Origin of the sequence: Nitrospira sp. ND1 (assembly GCF_900170025.1) — a bacterium.
Classification (GTDB): Bacteria; Nitrospirota; Nitrospiria; order Nitrospirales; family Nitrospiraceae; genus Nitrospira_A.
Genome location: NZ_FWEX01000006.1, coordinates 950,990 through 973,084 on the forward strand (window position 1 = coordinate 950,990; position 22,095 = coordinate 973,084).

Below are 22,095 nucleotides of genomic sequence, written 5' to 3' on the forward strand. Positions count from 1 at the left end.
GATTTCCTCGCACTCACTGTGGGGCTTTGTTATTCTGAGGCTGATGCTGACCGACAACCGGGAGGGGATCATGGCGAAGACGCGGTCCATGCACATTGTTGTGGGAAGCGCCTGCCTCCTACTTGCCCAAGCCTTCACACCCCTGCTCTCCGCTGCAGCCGAACTGATTGATTTGAGCGGCAAAGCCGCCGCATTCGTCACCCTGCGTAGCCGTGATAATTTCTCGAGCGAATACCGGTACGATGTGACGGTCCGCAACAATTCTGCCGATCTCTTCATTGCCGACTCCTTGATCATCGTCCTGGATCGCATAACCAATATCGGCGGGCAGGATCGTGAGAACCTGACAGGCGAATCCCTCCTGAACAGAATGGAAATCATCGGCCAGGACGGCACCACTGAGGACGGAAGACCTTTTTTTCGTGTCCCTCAAGGATCGGGGCCGGACCTCACCCCAAACAGCGAGAGCCTCCCCGTCACCGTCCGCATCAGGAACCGGGACTATGTCGCGGTCTTTACCCCGTCTTTCCGGGTGATGGGGCAAAAACGGGACGCACCTAAACAGAAAAGCCCGGCGGCGGCCGCTGCCGCCGCGGCCGCACCGAACAAGGCCACCACGGACAAGCTGATTCAACTCCTGATCAAGAAGGGCCTGATCACGCCGCAGGAAGCCCAGTCTCTGAGCCAACCATGAGCAGCCAGTCGTGCAAGGCCTGTGTCGGCACCTGGCCCGACCGGAGTCATTTCATCGCCGATTGCGGACTCACCCGGGCCTACCTGCATGACGACCAGTTCTTCCCCGGCTGGACCGTGCTCGTCCTGAAACGGCACGCCACGGAACTCTTTCACCTCTCTCGCGACGAACGCAGCCGCCTCATGGAAGAAGTGTCCGGGGTCGCAGCCCTGCTCGCGCAAGAGTGGCAGGCCGTGAAGGTCAACTATGAGTTGCTCGGCAACCAGCTTCCCCACATCCATTGGCATCTGATTCCACGCCTTCCTCGGGATCCCGCGCCGCTCGAACCGGTGTGGCGTATTGCACACGAACCGGTTCGACTTGAACCGACCGCACTCGCTTTGGAAATCGACCGTCTCAGAAACATCTGGCCGTTTCATCCAAACCAGTCCGCCGTAAACCCCTGAGGTCCTCGACTGGTCGCGATGTCGAATCAACCTGCCCCACCAAGCGCGAATAGGCCTCGCACCTTCCTCCGGGCTCTGCTCTGGTCTCTGCCGCTGCACGTGCTCGTCTCGATCGCCGTCGTCGGAGGGGCTGCCGCCTATTACAGCAACACAGTATCCTCCCATGGCACATGGGCCGCAGTGGGCAGCTGGTCGCTGACGGCCCTCTACGTCGTCGGTGCGCTGGTCGGCGGCGCCCTTGCGGGAGTGTTGAGCGCAGCCCAACGGACGGTGGAGCGGCTGGAGCTCACGCTCCGGGACTGGCTCCATGCCTTGCCTGCCATGCAGTCGGCGTCAACTTCGGCAGGACGAAGTCTTGCCACGGCTCGACAGGAATACGAGACCATGGTCGACCGATGCGTGACTCAGACCGCCGGCCGTCTGAGACTTCCGCGTTGGCTGGAAAGGCTGATTCGCGCGGCGCTGCAGGGCGTGGTTGTGGATCGGTTCATGACCTCCTGCACGGACCGGGGACTCAACCTCGTCGCCCCGCAGGAATTCAGAAACTGGTTGCTGGCGGAAGGCGTCAGCCTGGGGTTCATGCCGATTCAGGATCAATTGTCCTGGTGGCGCTCCCTCATACTGGGCCTCCTGGGTCTGCTGGTCGCGATGGTCCTCGCGCTCGCATTCCTCAACAATTGAATGCTCCCCGCACATCATTCCGGCACATGTTTCATGCGAGATCCCGTGGAATTTCCGCTTCGTCTATGTGTATAAAGGAACGTCTTTTTTTATGTGGAGGATTGCCAGCACCTATGTTTCTGCACCACGCCACCAAGGGAGGGTGGCCTTTGATCCTGGCCATGGCTTTGCTCATTCACCCGGCTTGGGCGCGCGCGCAAGAAGACCCCTCCGCGATCCCGGCCCCGGAACCGATTCGAGAAGAGCCGCTCCCCCCTGAATCCGTCGCTCAGCCGGCATTGCCGACGCCGATTCCGGCGCCTGTGCCCCTCAGCCTGTTGGAGACCCTGACCCAGGCTCGCCAAGCCTTACACTTCGAACCCGATGCCCAGGAGCCACGCCTCACGCTGGGCCGAACCCTCTTCCATCTGGGCGATACCGATGGCGCCATCGACGAATACCGGACCGCCCTACGATTCCATCCGACCGTTGCGCAGGCCCATCTCGATTTGGGCACCGCGCTCATGGCCAAGCAAGACTGGCGCAGCGCCATGACGGAGCTCCAGGAAGCCGTCCGCTTGGATCCGACCCTCGTGCAGGCGCACTACAGCATGGGAACGATTCATTACACCCGCGGAAATGTACAATCGGCCATCAAGGCCTATCAGGAAGCCCTGCGGCTTAAAGCGGACTTTGCCGAAGCCCACTATCGCCTCGGGCTGGTCTTGAAAGTCGCGGGACGGGACAAGGATGCGGCGCAGGAACTGGAAGCCGCTGCGCTGGCGGGATTGGCCAAAGCTCAATATTTTCTCGGCAACGCCTATCGCTCAGGCCAGGGCGTAGAGAAGAGCCAGATCATGGCCATCACCTGGTGGGCGCGGGCCTTTGAGCAGGGCCTGCCGGAAGCGGCTCAGGCGCTGACCCAACTCCGGCGGCTGGCAGCGGTCAAAGGCAATCTGCAGACAAAACAATCCAAGGCGGCGGCTGAGGCCTTCAAAAATTATTGCGATCAGCTCTGGCTGGATTTCCCCGATCTGGATCGGGGGGACCAGGCCACGGAAACCGTCGGCACCACATTACTCAAGCAAGGCCGCACAGGCGAGGCCCTGCCGGTGCTGCTACGGGAAGCCTATGCGCTCAACGACATCTCGCATGCGGCGCTGGTCCAGCTCTACGAACAAGGCCTCGACGGCCAGCTTCCCCCCCATGGCCAATGGATTCTGAGTTATCTGGAATCCACCGCAGCCGATGGCGCGATTCCTTCACGCACGGCCCTGGCTCGCATCTACGCCAAAGGGCTCGGCCTGGCACCGGACCTCGCCAAGGCCAAAAGTTATCTGAAGGGGATGCCGCGGGAAGAGGTCAAACGTATTCTCGACGAAATCACCCCTGAGACTCCAAAACCGTAGTAAGCTGTTGGACATGATTTCAATGGCCTCGACATGCCGGACGGTATGTCTCACGGGCAGGAGCAGAACCGCTCGCAGGATGTTCGCACAGTCCGCTCGACCCAACCCACTCCCCCATGCGGGCGATGGATGCGGGCACCGACGAACCTGTTCATCATCCCGCTAGTCACCACCACCCATGCAAATAGCCACTCGCCTGTTCGTCAGGAATGTCTGGCTGCAAGCCGTCGTCATGGCATTGGCGTCCCTCGCCCTCTCCGAGGCCATGTGGGCGCCGGCGCCTGTGACCTACCACGCGCTCGAATGGGCACCCTACGACACCTGGATGCGACTCCGCTCGCAACCGGCCCCCGACTCACACCTGCTCCTGGTCATGAGAGATCAGGCCAGCGAACAACAGTTCGGCGCCGGTCTGTGGGATCGCAGCCTCCCGGCCAGGCTCATCACTGGATTGCACGATGCGGGAGCAGCGGCTATCGGGCTCGATATTCCCCTCGACTTCCCCAGCCCTCCCAACCTCGGCGGCGCCGTCAGCGACGCCTTGCTGATGGAGGCAGTGACATCCGCCGGAACCGTCTCCTACCCCGCATTTCCAACTGCGCCCATCGATCAGGATAGGGTAGACTTTGCTGTGCCCGCACAGGGCCTCACGCCGGGCCGAAGCACCCTACAGCCGCTCCTGGACCTCGATCGCATTGCGCGCCGGGCCGGGCTCTTTTATGGAAACGGATCCGACGAGCTTCCAGCCCTGGGCTTCTCCTTAGCCACCACGTTCTGGCAGATTCCATTGCGCCAGGTGGAGCGACGCTCCGGACAGGTTCGAGTGCAGAACGCACGGTGGCCTGGCGGTACGACAGGCTCCCTGACGATCCCGCTCGATCGTCAGGGCCGACTCCTGCTCAACTTCGCCGGACGACAAGTTCCCACGGCTTTCCCCGGCACCACCGTGTTGGAACTTTCCCGCCTCCTCGACCGGAAGGATAATGAAGCGCTCGGCACGCTGGTCAACGGCAAAGTCGTTGTCCTGCTCATCCAACCGCACTCGCAACCGGAACGCACGCTCCCTTCAGGCGACGACGCCTCGGATGTGCTCCTCCAGGCACACCTGCTCCACACGCTGCTCACGCAAGACTGGATTCACGAACTCTCCCCACTTCAGAGGCTACTGGTCACCTTTGCCCTCTGTCTCTGGGTCGCCTGGTTAGTCCTCCGGTGGACGGATTGGAAGGGACTTCTCCTGGGAGCCGGAAGCCTCCTGCTGTATCTGACTTTCGGGCTGGTCTCGCTCACCACGGCCCATTGGGTTCTGCCGTTTGTGATTCCTGTCACGGCAGCCGTCACCGTGCTCGTGGCGACCAGCCTGCTAGGGCAGGTCGTGGCAACCCGACGCCTGGCCTTGCTGGAGCAGGACATGCTGCAGGTTCAGCAAAACCTGGGGGCGGTTCGCGAAGCACTGATCTTCAGGGAGACCGCAGTGGAATCCCTGGAGGAAGACCTCGAATCGGCTCGCGCCGGCATGTCCCACTCAGCCTCGAGAGAAGCCGAATCGACGAGACTCGCCGCCGATCTTCAGCTCAAAATCGCCGATGCCCAGGCGCAGGAGGAGGCGACGCGGCAGCGCATGAACGAGCTCGAACGGCAGCTTCAGAGCCTGCGGGCCGCAACCATCAGTTCAGTGCCCCTGGGAAATGTAGAACAGGAAACACTCCGCCGGGAATGCGAGCAAGTGGGCATCGTCACCGGAGCCGCTACGATCCTGACCATGTTTCGTGATCTCAAGAAAGGCGCCCGTTCCACCGTCACGGTCCTGATCACCGGCGAGCCGGGAACCGGCAAAGAGTTGTTTGCGCGTGCCGTGCACCGTCTGAGCCCCCGGGCACCGAAGCCGTTCATCGCCGTGAACATGGCGGCGATCTCCCCGGAACTCTTCGAGAGTGAACTCTTCGGCCACGTGCGCGGCAGCTTCACCGGCGCACTGATGGATCGCAAAGGCTATTTTGAATTGGCGCATCATGGCACCATCTTTCTGGACGAAATCGGCGACCTTCGACTCGACCATCAAAGCAAACTGTTGCGAGTGCTGCAGGACCGGACCTTTTATCGAGTCGGAGCGACGACTCCTACCACGGTCGATGTCCGTATCGTGGCCGCGACCAACAAAGATCTTCAGCGTGGCGTGTCGGAAGGCTGGTTCCGCGAGGACCTGTATTTTCGGCTCAAGGGCCTCGTCCTGCACCTCCCGCCGTTGCGGGACCGGCCCGACGATATTCCTCCCCTCGCGGAAGCCTTTCTCCGGGAAGCCGCGAACCAGCCGCAGCACGCGAACATGAGGCTCTCGGAAGAAGCGCTGGCGACGCTTCAGCAGCAGGCATGGAGAGGTAACGTGCGAGAGCTGCGTCAATGTCTCGAACAGGCGATCGCGCTCTCCGACGGACCGATCATCACAACAGCCGACCTCCGCCTCTCGGGGCAACCTTCGCCCACCGTCGTCGTGACGGGAGCCGAACCGCTCCTCCCCGATCCGGCCGGAGACATCGCCGTGCTGAACCAGCTGCGCCAACACCGGTTCGATATGCAGGCGACAGCCAAGGCCCTGGGGTGGGATCGCAGCACCGTCACACAACGGCTGAAGGGCCTCTGTTTTCAGGCACTCGTGGAATCGGGAAGAGATCAGACAAAAGCAGCTTCGGCCCTGGCGGGAGACCCCTCGTTACTACGCGCGGTCGAACTGAAACTGATGGACTATTACGGCCACTTGATGGAAACGATCGAGCCCTTCACCACCGCGGAGGAAGCCCTGCTCGATTGCAAACGGCGCTTCAAGAATCTCCCCGAACGGCATTTCAAATCCGTCGAAGCCCTGGTCCGGCAACATTTCGGGTAGAATACCTCGACTCACCGAATCTCATCCCGGACCAGAACCACATTTATGAACAACACCTTGTTTAAAATTCGTTCAGACATACGAAGCACCGCAGGCAAGGTCCTTTCATGAGCAAGACACCCTTCGTGCTTTGGACCGAGTCAGGGCAGCCCTGCTCCGCGCGCTGGCGCTCGGAATGGGGAGCTCCACCGCCCGCGCGTGTAACTATTGCGGACGACAGTATGACCGCCGACGCTGCGCACCGCCTGGCCTGCGAGGGAACCGCGCTGCTCTGGCGGGGCGATTTCCAGAATGCCCGGCAGTTACTCAACGCCATGGCGCGGCGTGCCGACCGCCATCCCCCCAAACCTGGCACCTCGCCGGCAGAGTCCTTCCATTTTCATCGACAGACCCAGTCTCGCCGCGCCCGCATCCTCGGCATGCTCCTGGTGCCCCTTGAAGAGGACTACGAGATTCCGCTCCGCCGCGCCCCCGACCTTCGACTCGCCTGCACGGAAGCCTATGGCCCCGGTGAAGGGCAGGCCTTGGTGTCGCTGCGAGAACTCCTGGGACTGGTGGGTGCGCATGAATGGCGTAAAAACGGGATTGTCGTCCCTGCCCTCGGCGATCGCATCCATCCCCACTATGGCGTGTTTTCACCGATTCGCAGCGAGTATGTAGACCTGGTGGCCGATGCGCCGCTGCCTTCCAATGCCCTCGCCTTCGACATCGGAACCGGCACCGGCGTGTTGGCGGCGATCCTCGCCCGGCGAGGGATCTCGCGGATTGTTGCTACCGACCAGGATCCTCGCGCATTGACCTGTGCCCGCACGAATCTTGAGCGATTGGGGCTCACCGATCGGGTGGAAGTGGTGCAAGCGGATCTCTTTCCCGAGGGCGGGGCGCCACTCGTGGTCTGCAACCCGCCTTGGGTGCCGGCCCGGCCGACCTCCCCGATCGAACAGTCGATCTACGATCCTGAGAGTCGCATGTTGACCGGATTTCTCAACGGGCTGGCCACTCACCTGGAACCGGGAGGAGAAGGCTGGCTCCTGCTGTCCGACCTGGCCGAACATCTGGAATTGCGAACCAGGGCAGAGTTGCTCGCCGCGTTCGATCAGGCCGGGCTCGTCGTCCTCGGCAAGACCGATATCCGGCCGCATCATCCCCGCGCCTCCGACCAAGCAGACCCGCTCCGCGCCGCCCGCGCGGCGGAGATCACGTCGCTCTGGCGGCTGGGGATTCGATGATCGAGGTTCGTGAAGGAAGAATGGCGACAGTCTGGTGAATCAGGGAGTGAGATTCACGGGAAACGGCTTCGCCGGGGGACAGTGGCGGAATGCGCAGGGCTTACCGGGCGACCACCTTCTCACCTGTACTTCTTTCATTTGGCACAGTGTTCGAGTGGTGTCCCCCTTTGCTTCATAAATACTCAGGGTAAAGCTCTCGCGCTCGTCTCCAGTCTCAGTGTCATTCCAACGGTCGAAGTACATTTCCCCCTTGAAACTGAACACCCCGTAGAGCTGGTAATTGGTTGTGCCGGCCACCGTTCCCTCCTTGCGAGGGTTCTGAACCACGAGATCGGTCAGCGCACGATCGATGCCACTGAGATTCTCATTGAGCACCACAATGGGAGCAGAATAGGCTTGACCGATAGATCCGCCATTTCTCAGTTTGCAGAGCGCCGAATGGAGCTTCAGCACCGGCTCCGCCTTCCCGTCGTTGTTGATGTCGACGTACGCCCAATAGGCCCAGGGCTCCTCCTTCCTACCGATTCTTCGTACCGGATCCGCGTACCGATCATCATCCGAATTATATCTGTCATCGGCAAACTCATCACCGGTTGCAAGATACCGTAGCACTCGTTCCATCGCACCGATATGCCCCCCCACATCGAATGGCTTCCACTCAGGAGCCTCCAGTCCAAGTTGATCGCTATAATCCCGCTCACAAGCCGGATGCACGGTCATCCGTTCCAGATTGCGTTTGCAGGCCTCACACACGTCCACCTGCTCGCCGATGATCAACTGGTAATCCCCCGCCTGTGCCAAAGGGAACATCGCGGCCCACAACAGCAACAACAGTAAAAGAGACTTTTTCATTCGACGACTCCTCATGCCCTGCCTCTGTTCCGAACAGGTGTCGGCGGCTTTTTGCGCCATGTTACCGCAGCAGCGGACACTTGCAAAACATTTCCAGCAACGACGCCATGGTCGTATAGGTTCCCTTCGCGAGAGGTGCCTGTTCGATCCCCGCTTCGTGCTTTCAACAAAGTTCGTTCGGGACGGCGCGTTACGAGACGGGCTCCCAATAGGTGGGCTGGTTATTCGCCTCATCTACCCGGCTTCCTGATGCGGGGCTATCCCCGCATCCCCACCGATCCCCGCATGAACCGCTGTTCGCTCGCACCGACAACGTTTTCATAACTCATTGTTTTGACGACTATCTTCCACCCTCAGCCTCGTTACGGCACCTGGCCTCCGCCTTGCTCTACCCACCGGCCAACGGCGGGCAGCCCGGCAGGAAGGAGGTGAGCATCAATAAGCCGGCCCCGCAATGCAAGGGTCAGTCGATTCATCCATCAGCAACCGACGGGCCGGGGTACCCCGGCCCTACAACACAAGGAGCAGACGGATCATGCAGAAAGCCCCCATAGCCAGTGTCAGCACAGGACCAGTGTCTCCCACCGTCATGGGACCGGAAAAGGAGATGAAGGATGTCTATATCATGAGCGGCTTGGTGTTCTTCCTCGCCGTGGTCGTGTCCGCATTCTGGTACTACTCCCAGGCCGACGAGGCAGCCCATAGCAACCCGTCGACAGAAGCCCTCAATAGTACGCAGGTCTCGCAAGTCCTGAAAGATCCGACCGAGCACGCACCGGTCTCAGCCTCAATTCCAAGGACGCTTGTGGAAGGAACCCCGTTGGCAACCCGAAGTACCGACATCCTGCACGACGATATTCACTTTGAAATCGGCCGCAAGGGATTGACCGATGAAGGCAAGGCCGCCTTGCAGCGCCATGCGGAATTCCTCACGAGCGAGCGGGACTGGGGCATCCTGCTCCAAGGCTACACCGATCAACAGGGATCGATGAGCTTCAACAAGATCCTGGGTATGAAGCGCGCCGAGACCGTTAAACAACACTTGATCGCGCTGGGTGTGCCGGAATCGTCGATCCGCACCGTGAGCCTGGGTGAAGAAGGCTCCCTCTGCATCGACAACAGCGACGTCTGCCGCCGGATGAACCGACGGGTACACGTGGAGATGCGAAGGATCGGCCAGGAACACATGGTAGTGCCTATAACCGCCACTGAAACAGTGACCGATCCGTTCTCGAACAGCGTCGATCCCTCAATTGAAACCGGGGGGAGCGGAGCGAGTAGCGAAGGCCTTCCACTCACGACCTCCGAACCGGCAGAACGTACTTCTGAGCCGACCGACGGCAACTAATCTGCTGCCGGGGATTGTCCTCGGGAACGACACCAGTCCTTCCCGGGGGCACCCGCCGTCAATCCATCATCCACGACTATGACGAAACGAGGATCCTATGCTGAATGACCGCTTCGGCTCTCTACGACAACGCACAAGAACCTCTGCAACCCAACTCGCGCTTTGTGCGTTCTTTCTATCATTGGCCCTTGGCTCTCCCTTTCCAGCCACCTCCTGCGCCGAACCGGGCGAATCCCTCAATACCGGCATCGTTTCCACCATGGGCATCAACGATGTGACGGAAGGCACGTTGATGTTCAGGACCGACCAAGCCGGACGCTATACACCGGCGCCCGTTCTCAAGACCGATGTGCAGATCGCGGTCACCGGGACGATTGCCCGCGCGACCGTCCGGCAGGAGTTCACCAACCCGAGCAAAAAGAAAGGCGACTGGCTGGAAGGTGTCTACGTGTTCCCGCTGCCCGAGACGGCCGCGGTGGATCATCTCCGCATAAAAATCGGCGAGCGGATCATCGAAGGCCGGATCAAGGAACGGGCGGAGGCGAAACAACTCTACGACCAGGCCAAGCGGGAAGGGAAACGGACCGGCCTGGTCGAACAGGAACGTCCGAATCTCTTTACCACTTCAGTCGCGAATATCGGGCCCGGTGAACATGTGACGGTCGAACTCGAATATCAGGACACCGTCCGCTACGAGAATGAAGAGTTTCAACTCCGCTTCCCCATGGCCGTCGGGCCGCGGTACATCCCCGGCGTCCCGGTGGTCGTCGAAGGACAGGATCCTCAGGGATCCGGCACCAGTCCGGACACTGATCGTGTCCCTGATGCCTCACGGATTACGCCGCCCATACACCCACCCGAGGACGGCGCGATCAACCCCCTGAGCCTCTCGCTCTCGCTCAACCCGGGTTTTCCTCTTGCCAAGGTGGAGTCGCCGTTTCACCCGATCATTACCATTCAGGATCAGGGCGGCGGATATCAGATCGGTCTCCGGGAAGATGCGGTACCGGCTGATCGGGATTTCCAGCTCATCTGGCATCCGGCACCGCGCACCGAACCGATGGCCACCGTCTTTACCGAACAGAAAGACGGCGCGACCTATGCCCTGCTGATGCTCGTTCCTCCGACACAGCACCATGAGAAAGCGGCGCGGGTTCCGCGAGACATCACGTTCATCATCGACCGATCGGGATCCATGGCCGGCGCGTCGATCGAACAGGCCAAGGGGTCATTAGCGGCCGCCCTCGCACGGCTGACCACACAGGATCGCTTCAACATCATTCAATTCAATCATACGGTCCGGTCGCTGTTCTCGATACCGCAACCCGTGACGACCACAGCGATGCAGCAAGCCATCCGGTACACCGAACAGCTCACGGCCGACGGGGGAACGGAAATACTTCCGGCTTTGAGACAGGCCCTCAAGAGCCCGCAGGACAGCGCACGGCTCCAGCAGATCATTCTCATCACCGATGGACAGGTCGGCAATGAGGAGGAGCTCTTCGAACTGCTGCACCAACGCGTGGGCAGCAGACGCCTGTTCACCATCGGAATCGGCTCCACGCCCAACAGTCACCTGATGCGGAAGACTGCCGAAACAGGCCGCGGCACCTTCACCTACATCGGCAACGTAAACGAGGTGAAGGACAAGTTGGATGGTCTGTTCAAAAAGCTTGAGCATCCGGTGCTCAACGACATCACCATCGATGCAGCCGGATGGTCGGGGCTCGAACAGTTCCCGGCAACCATCACGGATCTCTATGAAGGCGAACCGATCGTGCTCGCACTCAAGGCCGACTCGCTGCCATCCCAAAGCGTGTTGCGCGGACAGATCGGACGCGCAGCCTGGTCGCTCCCGATCTCGTTCAACGACGCCCCCACTCATGGAGGGCTCTCGGTCTACTGGGCCAGGAAAAAGATTGCGGCGCTGATGGACGAGACCTACAAGGGCGGCGCGCAAGAGGCGATCCGAAAGGCCGTGCTGGACGTCGCCCTTACTCACCACCTGGTCAGCCAATACACCAGTCTGGTCGCTGTCGATGTTACGCCTGCCAGACCGACGGACTCCCCGGCAACTGAGCGTGACCAGACAAGTAACCCGGCGCGTGCACAGGACCTCACCGCCCTCGCGAACCTACCGAGGACTGCGACCGGCGCACAACTGCAGATTCTACTGGGGGCAGCTGCACTCATGTTGGCTGGCTTGCTGTGGCAATTTCGCCGGGCGGTCGCATGAGTCGACTCAGACCGGGCTCCCGCCTGCTGACAATGCTGATGGCGGGACTTCTCGCCATCGGCTGCTGGCAGCTCGGGGAGGGATCGTGGATCTATGCGAAGGCCGGGCTCGCGCAGTTCCTACTGCAGCGGGCCTGGTGCCGAGCCCTGGCGGGAGAGGCGATGCCGAAACCCTGGCCCTGGGCCGATACCTGGCCGGTTGCGCGGCTTCGCATGCAGCACCCGTCGGTAGACCTGATCGTCCTCGCCGGCGCGTATGGCCGGACCCTGGCATTCGGTCCCGGCCACGTCACGTCCAGCGCCCTGCCCGGGCAGGAAGGCACGGTGATGCTGACCGGTCACCGGGACACGCATTTTCGTTTTTTGAGGGAGGTGCACACGAACGATCAGCTCGACTTGACGGGAAGCGACGGAACCACGCTGCACTATCGAATCGTTGACCAGCGAGTCATGGATTCGCGACGGGAGTTCGTTCCGACAGGGAAAGACACACAGGATCTGGTGCTGGTGACCTGTTTTCCCTTCGATGCAATCCAAGCCGGCGGGCCGCTGCGCTACGTGGTGCGGGCCGAACGGACCGTGGACCGTGACCATTCCTGAATGTCGTGGGGAGACGTTCTCGACCACGGTCCAGCGGAACGTCTCGCGCGCGAGACCGATGCAGGATGGCGTGCAGTTCGTCGAGGAAGCTGAATGAGAAACGGCCGGACGGACGAGAGGATCAGGCCACGTGGAAGAGACTCATGAATGGGCCTGCTTAGGCAGATCGTGCTTCCGGCACGTCGGACTCTCGCAGTCGATCTGCCCTGACCGGAGCATGCGGCCCTGAACCTGCAGCCACCAGCCGTAGACGGCTGACATTCGCAACCGACCAGCGGGCGTACCCGCACAGCCCCCACAAGAGAATAGCTCCCATCACATAGTGAGAGAGAAACAACGTCGCGATCTGGCTGCCGGCCGCTTGATCCGGCCCTGAAAACGTTACCGGAGGAGAGATGAGCAACAGGCACAGCGTCATCCCCACCGCCCAGCCGCCATGAGTTGCAACCGGCAGGCGGTTGCCCACATACAACGACAACGGCAGCAACAGCAGCAGGTAATAGTGGGTCCATGAAATCGGGCTGATGATCAAGGAGAGACAGAGCACCATCGACAACTCAAGATTTGTCGTCTCTCGAACCTGCAGACCGGGACTCCGAAGAAACAGCCAACCGGACAACCCGACGAGCAAGGCCGCACAGGCCTGCCCTGCCGCCCCGACATCCCAGGGCACGGCCACAGGCTTCCAATCGTACAACCGGACACCATCCTGCAGTCGCAGCAGCAGCCCCTGCACCGATTGCACATTAAACGCGGCAATTCCCTTGTCGGACAGCGGCAGGATCACCTCCCGATACCAGGCCACGTGGCTGGCCCACCCGGCGTACCAGATCGATAGACCCGTCACGGCCAGCAGGGTCAGGCCATAGCCGAACACCGCCGCCCAACGCCGCTTGCCGAAGAAATACACCGCAAACAGCAACAGCGGCAGCTTGATGATCGCCGCCAATGCAAAACAACCCCCTGCGCTTCGATCCCACGTTTTGTCCAGGCAGACGACCCCGGCAATCAGCAGCAACAGGGCGAAGTGGGTCAGATTGCCCTCTTTCAGGCTGTAGAGTAAGGGGCCGCTCGTCATGAACAGCGCAACGATTCCCCACCGTCTGGACGCAACCCGGTCGGTCATGGACCAGAGCAGGCCGACGCTGATGACCAGACTGAGCAGCGACAACCCGGCGAAGAGCCAGTGGGCGTGGCGGAGGGTCAGCATCGAGAACGGGGTGAAGAGAAACGCGACGATGGGAATGTTTACAAACCCGCACACCGGCGTATCCCAACAACGCACGAACAGATGGGGGATATCTTCAAGAATGGCCCGGCCGGCCGGGTAGTAGGCGACATTGAAATCCGAGAACAGGATGGATGGCTCAGAAACTTGCCAGGCCCAAAGCACAAGACCGCCCAGGACTGCGCCCAGGATTGCGAGAAAGGGCGCTCGTGCTGAACCATATCGAAACGTGAGACACCACACCACCACTGCCAGAGCAGCCGCTCCATAAAAGATCGCATACTGATGCATGGAATGAACCGCCTATCTCGCCCGCCCTGTCGCAGCGCCACAGAGGAGGGATTTGTCTACATTGTCGGCCTGAGGGGTTGCAGCAACCAGGCCGGTTCCCGATCCAGGCCCCAGCATGTCGCTCCCGGAGGAGTCGGTGTAGCCGGGTTCATCTGATTAAAAGTATACACAATGTCCCATCGGACCCCCTGACGCTCCAACTCACGGACAGGACAGAGAGGCGCCCAATCCCGAACCTGCTGCGGCATCTCCCCGTTCCGTAACCGATCCGCGACCCCTCCCTGCTTCAGTCCGCAACCCAATCGACCGATTTCTTATTGTAGGGATTGGGCCCGATCGTACCCCCGTTCTAACTATCTGAATAGACATGGGTTTCGAAAGAGACGGTAATACAGCACGCGCGCTTCCCTATCCCGAGCCGGAGTTCCCGGACAAGGGCACCGAGGTTTCGCCCTCACCCGCCCCGGAACAACCGCATCACACCGTACGGTTGCAGCGAACGGACTGGGTGATTGCCGCGCTCCTAACCCTCTCGGTCGGCATGGCCTGTCTCTTCATTGCTGATATGATCCCTGCCTTCCTGCTGCAATCGATGGATTTTTGGTTTGAATCGGACACGGTTCGTGAAGTCTCGAACATGACCTCCACCACCGATGACCATTCACGGACCTCGGTGCATCCCCTGTTCTCGATCCTCACCTTCGTTCCCGTCTACCTGGTGAAACATGCGTTGGCGATCCCCCCGCTGCAAGCGGTCTTGTACGTGACCAGCATCCTCGGGGGCATCTGGATGGGGACGTTGTATCTCCTGCTGCGCCTGCTCGGCTGCCGGACGCTCGATGCCTGCATCTTCACGGCACTCGGGCTCTCCAGTGCCTCGGCGATCTTCTGGCTGCCTGTGCCCAACTCCTATACCTGGGGCTCCTGGTCGATCATGCTCTCGCTCGCCCTGCTCTTGCTCGCCGAACAGCATCGAGTCGGCGCCTTGCCCTATGTGCTCGCCAGCGCCTTCACCCTCAGCATCACCGTCACCAACTGGATGGCCGGTCTCCTGACGACGCTGGCGCGCTGGCCGTTCAAACAGGCGGTACAACTCTCCATAAATGCCTTCTGCCTGGTGGTGCTCTTGTGGGGAGCGCAAAAGTTCATCTTCCCGTCCGCGGAATTTTTCATCGGCAGCCGCAAGGAAGCGAACTGGATCAACCATCCTCAGTCCGGACAAGCGAGCAATATTGCCTCGTCGTTTGCCTTCCACACCTTCATCGCGCCGGCGATACGGTTCATCGATGACGATGGGTACATTCAGGTCGGCGACGACTCCGTTCGTCTGGCGCAACGCCTGGCGTTTCAATTTTCCACTCCCGGGTCGGCGGGCCCGCTCGGGTTGATCGCCGTCTGCCTGTGGTCGGCCTTACTTCTCAACGGACTCTGGCGGCTGGTGACTATGGATCGCCAGTTGCGCTTCCGCCTCGTGCTGGCAACCCTGTTGTTGTTCGAACTTTCGCTGCACATGGTCTATGGGGAAGAAACGTTCACCTACAGTCTGAATTTCACTCCGCTTCTCATCGCGCTCGCCGCGCTGGGCACGCTCAGCCCGGGACGCCCGGCGGTGCTCGTCCTTGCGGGCCTCCTCGCCCTGTGTGTCGGCATCAACAACTGGCAACAATTCAGGCAGGCCACGGAATCCGCGACCCACTTCACGCCGCAACGCGACGCGATGACCAGCCTGATGCGGAACGATCCGGACCGCCCTTGGCCCCGATCGGTCGGGCATATCCCGATGGCCGTGCCCGGCGCTCCTGAAGCCGAACATGCCTATCACGAGCCCGGTGGGGACTTCAGTCCGCAGGCCCCGAGTTTCGGTGTTTCGCTCTGGCTCTGCGATGCCGAGGGACGCCCGCTCGTCACCAGCCAGTCGGTGCCGCTCCAAGACATTCAGCAGACATTCGAACCGTCCACGCATCCTCATGTTCCCACCATCGCGACCAGGACGCCCTACTATGACGCCACCTGGACACGACTGGACGCCACCCATTGGGAGCTGCGGTTCAAGAATCATACGTCCCACACCCCGGTGATTGTGATTCGCAGCGTCGGGCCTGCCGGAGGACCGGTCACCGAGTTGGGCTGGGACGGCGAGCAGCTCGACATCAATCGTCGTTGGACCGTCCGCGTTACGCCTGCTCCTGCGAAGGTCTCTCTCGGAGACGAGCAGACCTTGAACTGGATGACGTCTGAATCGGCGAACCGGTCCTGGACCAATGCATCCGGCTGGGGTTACGCGCGTCTCGCGCTACCGGGGCAACTCTCAGAGGCGGGAGAGGAATACCGGCTCATCTTGTCCGACTTACGGATTCCCATTCAAATGCAGCGGTGGTATAGAAATGCACCTGAACAGCTCCATCTCGACCTTCCCGACAAACGATTTGAGGCTTCGCTAGCGGCACAGACGACTCACCTGATGATGAGTTTGATCGGCCGGGAAACCAGACCCGGCGACCCCATCTTTTTCTATCGCGCCTGGCAACGACAGGGGGCCTATATCGCGACCGCCCTCGCGCGCGCGGGTGACCCCCGCGTCAGCCGCGTGCTGGCCCAATATCTCGCCACCCATGATTTTGGCGGTGGGAACGGTCCCGAAGCCGATGCGCCGGGCCTGACCATCTGGGCCTTGACCACATCCGCAGACTATATCGCCGATCCTGCCCATGATCAGTGGTTGTGGCCTCATGTGCTCCGCAAGGCACAACGCATTGAGGCCATGTTGACGGCTCGCGCCCCCATCGAAGAATCTTTTACCGTCCCCTCTCCGTACGATCTCCAACACGGACAGCAGATAAAGAACAGTGTGCTGGCCAAACCGTCACACGACGGACTGATCGTCGGCCGTGTCGGAGACGAGTGGCCCTCGCTTTACGTGAATGCGGTGAGCTACCGCGGCTTGCTTGCCGCGGCCGAGTTCGCCGAACGGCTGGGGAAGCACCGGAACGCGACAGGCTGGCGAAACCATGCCCACACGTTACGCGACAATTGGCAACGCCGAAACCGCAATGGCGCCTCTGATGCCAAGATCTCGACGGTGAGTCTGGGACCATCAGCTTCGATAACGTCGAATCGCGAGCAATTGGGGCAAGCATTGACGGTCTATCGGCCTTCTCCCGACACGGCAACCGTCGCCACGCAATTGAGCGACGCTCATCTGGCCTTGCGACAGGGGCGACCGGACGCCGTCTGGGCTGCGCTGCACCGGCTTTGGACTCAGCAGGCATCGCCCGGGCTGTACACGTGGGATATGCCGAGGCCGGCGACCACCGATGTGGCGGATGGCTGGCAATACGTCAGAGGGTGGCGCAATCAGTCCGTCGTTTCTCCCGATTATGAGACGGCGGCGTTGCTCTTGCTGTTGCAGCAAGACATGCTGGCCTATGTGGACGACGGGGCGGCAGAGCCCACAGTGGTGATCGGCGCGGGCGTTCCCCAGGCCTGGATCGCACGTTCGATGACGGTCTCGAATCTCGCGCTTCCCGGCGGCTCAATCGATTGGCGATGGGACGGACATGCGATGCGGGTGACCCTGCGTGGCCCCTCGCGCAAGATTCAGTTGGGCGCCTCCTTCCCTGACGACACGGGCATGTCCGTCACACATGACGATCGTGCAGCTGATGTCACCGCACGCGTGTCCTGAGCCATCGGCATTCGAGGGAACGCCCCGACCATCACCCGAGCCGCAGAGTGGTCTCTCACCGCTTCGACTCGATCATTTTTCATTCAGTGCCCTCCCATTGCGATCCTGATGTCGGCCTGAAGGCAGAGGGCATCCTTCGGATGCAGCCTTATCAGCAGGCAGCACCGCCGACAATCATCTGACAGCGATAGCAATTGGAAGAAATCTAATGCTAGCCTAAGAGGCTACCGTTGACTGGCAACCACCATATTCCTCCCGAAATGGAAGCGGAAGGAACGGAGGCGAGATGGGCGAGGGACATCGCAACCGGCGGCAGACGCTTGCCATACTCTCAACCTCCCCGACCGGAATCATTACGAGCTTCAACGAGGCCTCTGAGCGCCTCTTAGGGTATTCCGCGGAAGAGGTCGTGGGGGCGCTTCCCCTCGCGGCGTTTCATGATCCAAGCGAATTGCAGCAACGTGCTGCCGCGTGCATATCCAAACCGGCGACCAGGGCGACGGACGTATTTCGAATCATCGTCGCGAACGCCGAACCGGGCCATACGACAGAGCATGATTGGACGTATCTTCACCGCAACGGCCGGCCCCTTCCGGTTCACCTCTCGATCAGCGCATTCCCGGACGGATCAGGCCATATCGCGGGGTATATCCTGGTGCTTCAAGAAATCCGCGAAGAGATACGGTCGAACGACGTGCTCCAACATCACGCAAAACTGCTCGACCTCGCCAACGATGCGATTCTAGTCCGCGACTTGGAGCGCGATACGATCGACTATTGGAATGACGGGGCGGTGCGCCTCTATGGCTGGACCAGCAAGGAAGCCGCGGGCGCCTATATCCACGATTTCCTGAAAACCACGTTTCCGCAGCCATTGGCGGACATCAAAAAGACCTTTTTAGCGAAGGGCTATTGGGCCGGGGAACTCCTGCACACGACTCGAAACGGCCAGAGGATCACCGTCTCCAGCCGGTGGACGTTGCTCAAAACCTCAGATGGCGCAGCCAGCGCAAGTCTCGAGCTGAATACGGACATTACCGAGCAAAAACGGGCGCAAGAAGCGCTGAAAGCCGCACATGAAGAATTGGAGCATCGTGTCGCGGAACGCACGGCGGCGTTGAGCGACGCCAATAGCCGCTTGCGCATCCTCTCCAGAAGGCTGATGGAAATCCAAGAGTTGGAACGTCGCGCGATCGCCCGGGATTTGCACGATGAGATCGGACAGGCGTTGACGGCCATCAAAATGAACCTTCGTGAGCTTGGCGAGCAGCGTGATGGTTCGACCGCCGCTGCGGACGGCAAACCGCTTTCCGACAGTCTGCAAATCCTCGATCAAGTGCTCCGGCATATACGCAACCTGGCGTTGGACTTACGGCCCTCCATGCTTGATGAACTGGGCCTAGTCCCTGCGCTGCGATGGTATATCGGAAGACAGGCCGAACGTGCCGGATGGAAGGTTCAGTTTCTGGCCGATGAGGTGATGACGCGCCCCTCTCCCGAAGTGGAAATCTCCTGTTTTCGGCTCACCCAGGAGGCCTTGACGAATGTCGCGCGGCATGCGAAAGCAACAGTCGTGGAAGTTCGTCTTGAAATGGGTCGCCGGCAACTCGACCTCATTATCCGCGACAACGGGATCGGCTTTGACTCGAACCTCCTCCGCACGGGCGCTCGTGCGGGGACGAGTGTGGGGCTCTCCGGGATGGAAGAACGGGTGCGCCTCGCAGGAGGACACATGGTGATCCAGTCAGCCCCGTCGACCGGAACTGAAATTCGCGCGACATTTCCGATAGGTCCGGAGTCGGCCGAGACAGAACATGAATAATATACGAGTACTCCTTGTCGAAGATCATACCCTGGTGCGCGCAGGATTCCGGGTGTTGCTGGAAAAAATCGAGGGGATCCTCGTGATCGGAGAGGTCAGCGACGGTCGAAGCGCCACGAAGCTCGCGAAAGAGCTCGACCCCGATGTCGTGCTCATGGATATTGCCATGGCGGGCATGAACGGGCTCGAAGCGACCCGCCGCATTCGGCAGGAGTCTCCGAGGACCAAGATTTTGATGCTCTCTATGTATACGAACGAGGAGTATCTCAAGGAGGCGCTTCGCGCAGGCGCCGCCGGTTATTTGCTCAAAGACGCGGATCGCAATGAACTGGAATTAGCCATCAAAGCCGTATGGCGGGGCGAGACCTACCTGACACCGAGCATGACCAAGTTTGCCGTCGATGCCTATTGTCAACAAGGAGAAGCGCAGACAGGCCCTCTGGCACGGCTGACCGGTCGCCAGCGTGAAATCCTCCAACTGATCGCAGAGGGATGCTCGACCAAGCAGATCGCACAACGTCTTGATCTGAGTGTGAAAACCGTCGAAACCCACCGCGCGCAGCTCATGGAGCGGCTCGATATCCACGATGTGCCGGGACTGGTCCGGCTAGCCATTCGCACCGGTCTCGTCCAGTCCGACTAGCCCCCACAACGCCCAGGTCCCACCCATCCTCAGGTGTAATTGGATCGATTTCCAGGGTATCCCTGATTCCGCCGGCATGGTCCATTGTGGCACCCTACCGGCGGCTAGTATGGGACCACCAGAGAGAGCAGAACCGCAATGGACTCGGAATCGATGAAGGCTGCACAGACCGAACTGGAGCACCTTGAGATGGCGTCAACGACGATACTGTCTCAGGCCAACGATCGCTTACGAGTTCTCTCTCACAGCCTGCAAGAGGCCGGGCAATTTGAACGGGGTGCACTTGTCCGCGCTTTACACGCTGAGATTCGACACACTCTTCCGTTGATCACACTGCGCCTCAACGAACTTAGGAGACAGCCTGAGCGTCCGGATGCTCCGCCGCATGCACAACAGGTTGCCGAGAGCTTCTACATCCTCGACCGGGCGCTCCGGCAGCTCCGTGCCTTGGCGTCGGATGTGCGGAACCACAACGCATGATCCGCTCGCTTTCAAAAGACGCTACCGAGGAACACGACTCATGTCTGCGCATAAAAGCTTCAGTGAACTGAGCCTGAAGAACCACCAATACAAAAAACTGGCCCTGGCATCTGCCATTCTCTTTGTTGCTGTCATTGCCATTCTCGTCCTCGAACTGATCGGGACCAAACACTAATCGCTCCTCACGAGTACGCCTCGACATGGGCGGGTATTCCCGATGAAACGAAATGGGGCGCACCATGATGCCAAGGGTCCGTTAGGTACCCCTCTTTGTGGGCCATCCGTCAGTGACGAAGCACCAGTGTCATCCAATCGACCTGCCACCATCCTCGTCTCCGGCACCATCGTTCTTGTACTTGTTGCCATCAGCCTCTGCTTCGGAGAAGTGTTGATACAGGCCGTGCACCTTTTGAGCAATGACCATCTATCCGTTGAGAGCATGAAAAACAAGGCAGGCCTGATCACGTCGGATCCGAACTTCGGCGGGCATGCCACAGAGCACGATGGGGATGTGCTGACAGAAATAACCCTCAGCGGGACGAGGCACCGAGTGCATCGCCCCCACCCTTCTATAGGTCTTCCACAGGTTCTGGATTCTGCAGTTGTTGAAGCCGAACGTCTTCGTGATCGGCAATTCGTTCGCTCAGGCCACGCCAGTCTCTGACATCGATCCCTACCGGGCCGGCGCATAGTCGGCATACGCGTTACCTCTCGCCTCGACCGCGTCCTGTCGCGCAAACAGCACCACTTCCATCACCGGTTCGGCCGGATCTTGCATGGAATAGCTCGGGGCCTCCTCGCATTGAGCGGCAGTTTTGCGCTCGGAATGGAAAGGGGGGCTTCCCGAGCGGAATCACCGTGAGCGCAGAGAGCAGAATCGCTCACCTTGCATGGACGAGAAACTCCCTGCTGCAGCACAGGTCGTGGAACCACATGACACGTAACCGCGCCGGAGAAGAAGATACGACCAATTGATGCTGCTCGTGGAGCCCGAGTGAGCTGCAATCAGAGACGTGGTGTGTATCTTGCGTTCCTTGGAATTGGCCACTCACTCAAACGTGGGACTCATACATCCACGATGTGCGACGGGGGTGATCCGATATGAAACTGAATGTCCTGACGTTCATGCTTATTCTCGTGTTGCTACCCGAACTGAGCTACGGACGCTGCCGAACGGTGGGTGAAAGTGCCAGTCTCGGCACAGCATACGGCGCCTTCCCCCTCTACCCCGCAAAACGCGTGATAGCCAACGGCGAGAAACGTGACAATGTCGCGCTGCAGTGGGTCGGTTACGGGATCGGGCTGCCGCTCTTCGTTGTGGCAATGCCCTTTGCCATGGTGGGGGCAGGAATGGGCGCCGCGCTACATCCTTGGACGAAATGTGATCAGCATGATGATGATTGGCCAGGACTGAAGTAAGGCAACCATTGTGGCAGCTCTCGACCTGCACAATCTGACGCACATCGATGCAGCGCGATACTCATCACGATTGGGAAATATTGCGAGGCGGGGCAGCGAATCGACTCAGGGGAGAGAATCGTTTGAACGGTCTCAGCGCCTACGCTGGATTCGCCAATACTGAGCTTTGA

Annotated in this window: 16 protein-coding genes; 14 read left to right on the forward strand and 2 right to left on the reverse strand. The window is 60.3% G+C overall.

Going from position 1 to position 22,095, the window contains the following annotated elements:
- Positions 1-70 precede the first annotated feature (70 nt).
- The 6 genes from NSND_RS09260 (at position 71) to NSND_RS09280 (ending at position 7,322) form a co-directional block, all read left to right on the forward strand.
- Positions 71-694, forward strand: coding sequence for a hypothetical protein (locus NSND_RS09260; protein ID WP_143833485.1), 624 nt, complete (start codon positions 71-73; stop codon positions 692-694).
- Positions 691-1,140 (forward strand): HIT family protein, encoded by a 450-nt coding sequence (locus tag NSND_RS09265; RefSeq protein ID WP_080878738.1) that lies wholly within the window; start codon positions 691-693, stop codon positions 1,138-1,140. Before NSND_RS09260 ends, NSND_RS09265 begins: the two co-directional genes overlap by 4 nt.
- Before the next feature lie 18 nt (positions 1,141-1,158).
- Positions 1,159-1,821: a hypothetical protein gene (locus tag NSND_RS21245; protein ID WP_159450712.1), complete on the forward strand. Its 663-nt coding sequence runs from the start codon at positions 1,159-1,161 to the stop codon at positions 1,819-1,821.
- Between the two features lie 113 nt (positions 1,822-1,934).
- A complete protein-coding gene (locus tag NSND_RS09270) occupies positions 1,935-3,209 on the forward strand; it encodes a tetratricopeptide repeat protein (protein WP_159450713.1) in 1,275 nt (424 codons plus the stop codon).
- A 178-nt stretch (positions 3,210-3,387) separates the two neighbouring features.
- Positions 3,388-6,093 (forward strand): sigma 54-interacting transcriptional regulator, encoded by a 2,706-nt coding sequence (locus tag NSND_RS09275; protein ID WP_080878740.1) that lies wholly within the window; start codon positions 3,388-3,390, stop codon positions 6,091-6,093.
- A gap of 107 nt (positions 6,094-6,200) precedes the next feature.
- Entirely contained in the window at positions 6,201-7,322 is a 1,122-nt protein-coding gene (locus NSND_RS09280) for a methyltransferase (protein WP_080878741.1), read from the forward strand.
- Positions 7,323-7,361: 39 nt separating this feature from the next.
- Here NSND_RS09280 and NSND_RS09285 read toward each other — a convergent pair whose 3' ends face one another.
- Positions 7,362-8,174, reverse strand: coding sequence for a hypothetical protein (locus NSND_RS09285; protein WP_080878742.1), 813 nt, complete (start codon positions 8,172-8,174; stop codon positions 7,362-7,364).
- Positions 8,175-8,709: 535 nt separating this feature from the next.
- Between NSND_RS09285 and NSND_RS09290 the strand changes: the two genes are divergently transcribed.
- The 3 genes from NSND_RS09290 to NSND_RS09300 all read left to right on the forward strand — a co-directional run bounded on the left by NSND_RS09290 (position 8,710) and on the right by NSND_RS09300 (position 12,357).
- On the forward strand, positions 8,710-9,522 hold the full coding sequence (locus NSND_RS09290) for an OmpA family protein (protein ID WP_159450714.1): 813 nt from the start codon (positions 8,710-8,712) through the stop codon (positions 9,520-9,522).
- Between the two features lie 97 nt (positions 9,523-9,619).
- Positions 9,620-11,758 (forward strand): marine proteobacterial sortase target protein, encoded by a 2,139-nt coding sequence (locus NSND_RS09295; RefSeq protein ID WP_080878744.1) that lies wholly within the window; start codon positions 9,620-9,622, stop codon positions 11,756-11,758.
- Positions 11,755-12,357 (forward strand): class GN sortase, encoded by a 603-nt coding sequence (locus tag NSND_RS09300; protein WP_080878745.1) that lies wholly within the window; start codon positions 11,755-11,757, stop codon positions 12,355-12,357. The genes NSND_RS09295 and NSND_RS09300 overlap by 4 nt, the downstream gene beginning before the upstream one ends.
- A gap of 157 nt (positions 12,358-12,514) precedes the next feature.
- Here NSND_RS09300 and NSND_RS09305 read toward each other — a convergent pair whose 3' ends face one another.
- A complete protein-coding gene (locus tag NSND_RS09305) occupies positions 12,515-13,876 on the reverse strand; it encodes a glycosyltransferase family 87 protein (RefSeq protein WP_080878746.1) in 1,362 nt (453 codons plus the stop codon).
- A 367-nt stretch (positions 13,877-14,243) separates the two neighbouring features.
- Here NSND_RS09305 and NSND_RS09310 point away from each other — a divergent pair, with 367 nt between their 5' ends.
- The 5 genes from NSND_RS09310 (at position 14,244) to NSND_RS09330 (ending at position 21,925) form a co-directional block, all read left to right on the forward strand.
- Positions 14,244-17,561 (forward strand): glucosidase family protein, encoded by a 3,318-nt coding sequence (locus tag NSND_RS09310; protein WP_080878747.1) that lies wholly within the window; start codon positions 14,244-14,246, stop codon positions 17,559-17,561.
- 286 nt (positions 17,562-17,847) lie between these two features.
- Positions 17,848-19,383, forward strand: a complete 1,536-nt coding sequence (locus NSND_RS09315; protein WP_080878748.1) for a PAS domain-containing sensor histidine kinase — start codon at positions 17,848-17,850, stop codon at positions 19,381-19,383.
- Positions 19,376-20,026, forward strand: a complete 651-nt coding sequence (locus tag NSND_RS09320; RefSeq protein WP_080878749.1) for a response regulator — start codon at positions 19,376-19,378, stop codon at positions 20,024-20,026. The genes NSND_RS09315 and NSND_RS09320 overlap by 8 nt, the downstream gene beginning before the upstream one ends.
- A gap of 520 nt (positions 20,027-20,546) precedes the next feature.
- On the forward strand, positions 20,547-20,681 hold the full coding sequence (locus tag NSND_RS21830) for a hypothetical protein (RefSeq protein ID WP_255373859.1): 135 nt from the start codon (positions 20,547-20,549) through the stop codon (positions 20,679-20,681).
- Positions 20,682-21,607: 926 nt separating this feature from the next.
- Positions 21,608-21,925 carry a hypothetical protein gene (locus tag NSND_RS09330; protein ID WP_080878751.1) on the forward strand — a complete coding sequence of 106 codons (318 nt, stop codon included), beginning with the start codon at positions 21,608-21,610 and terminating at the stop codon, positions 21,923-21,925.
- Positions 21,926-22,095: the final 170 nt, after the last annotated feature.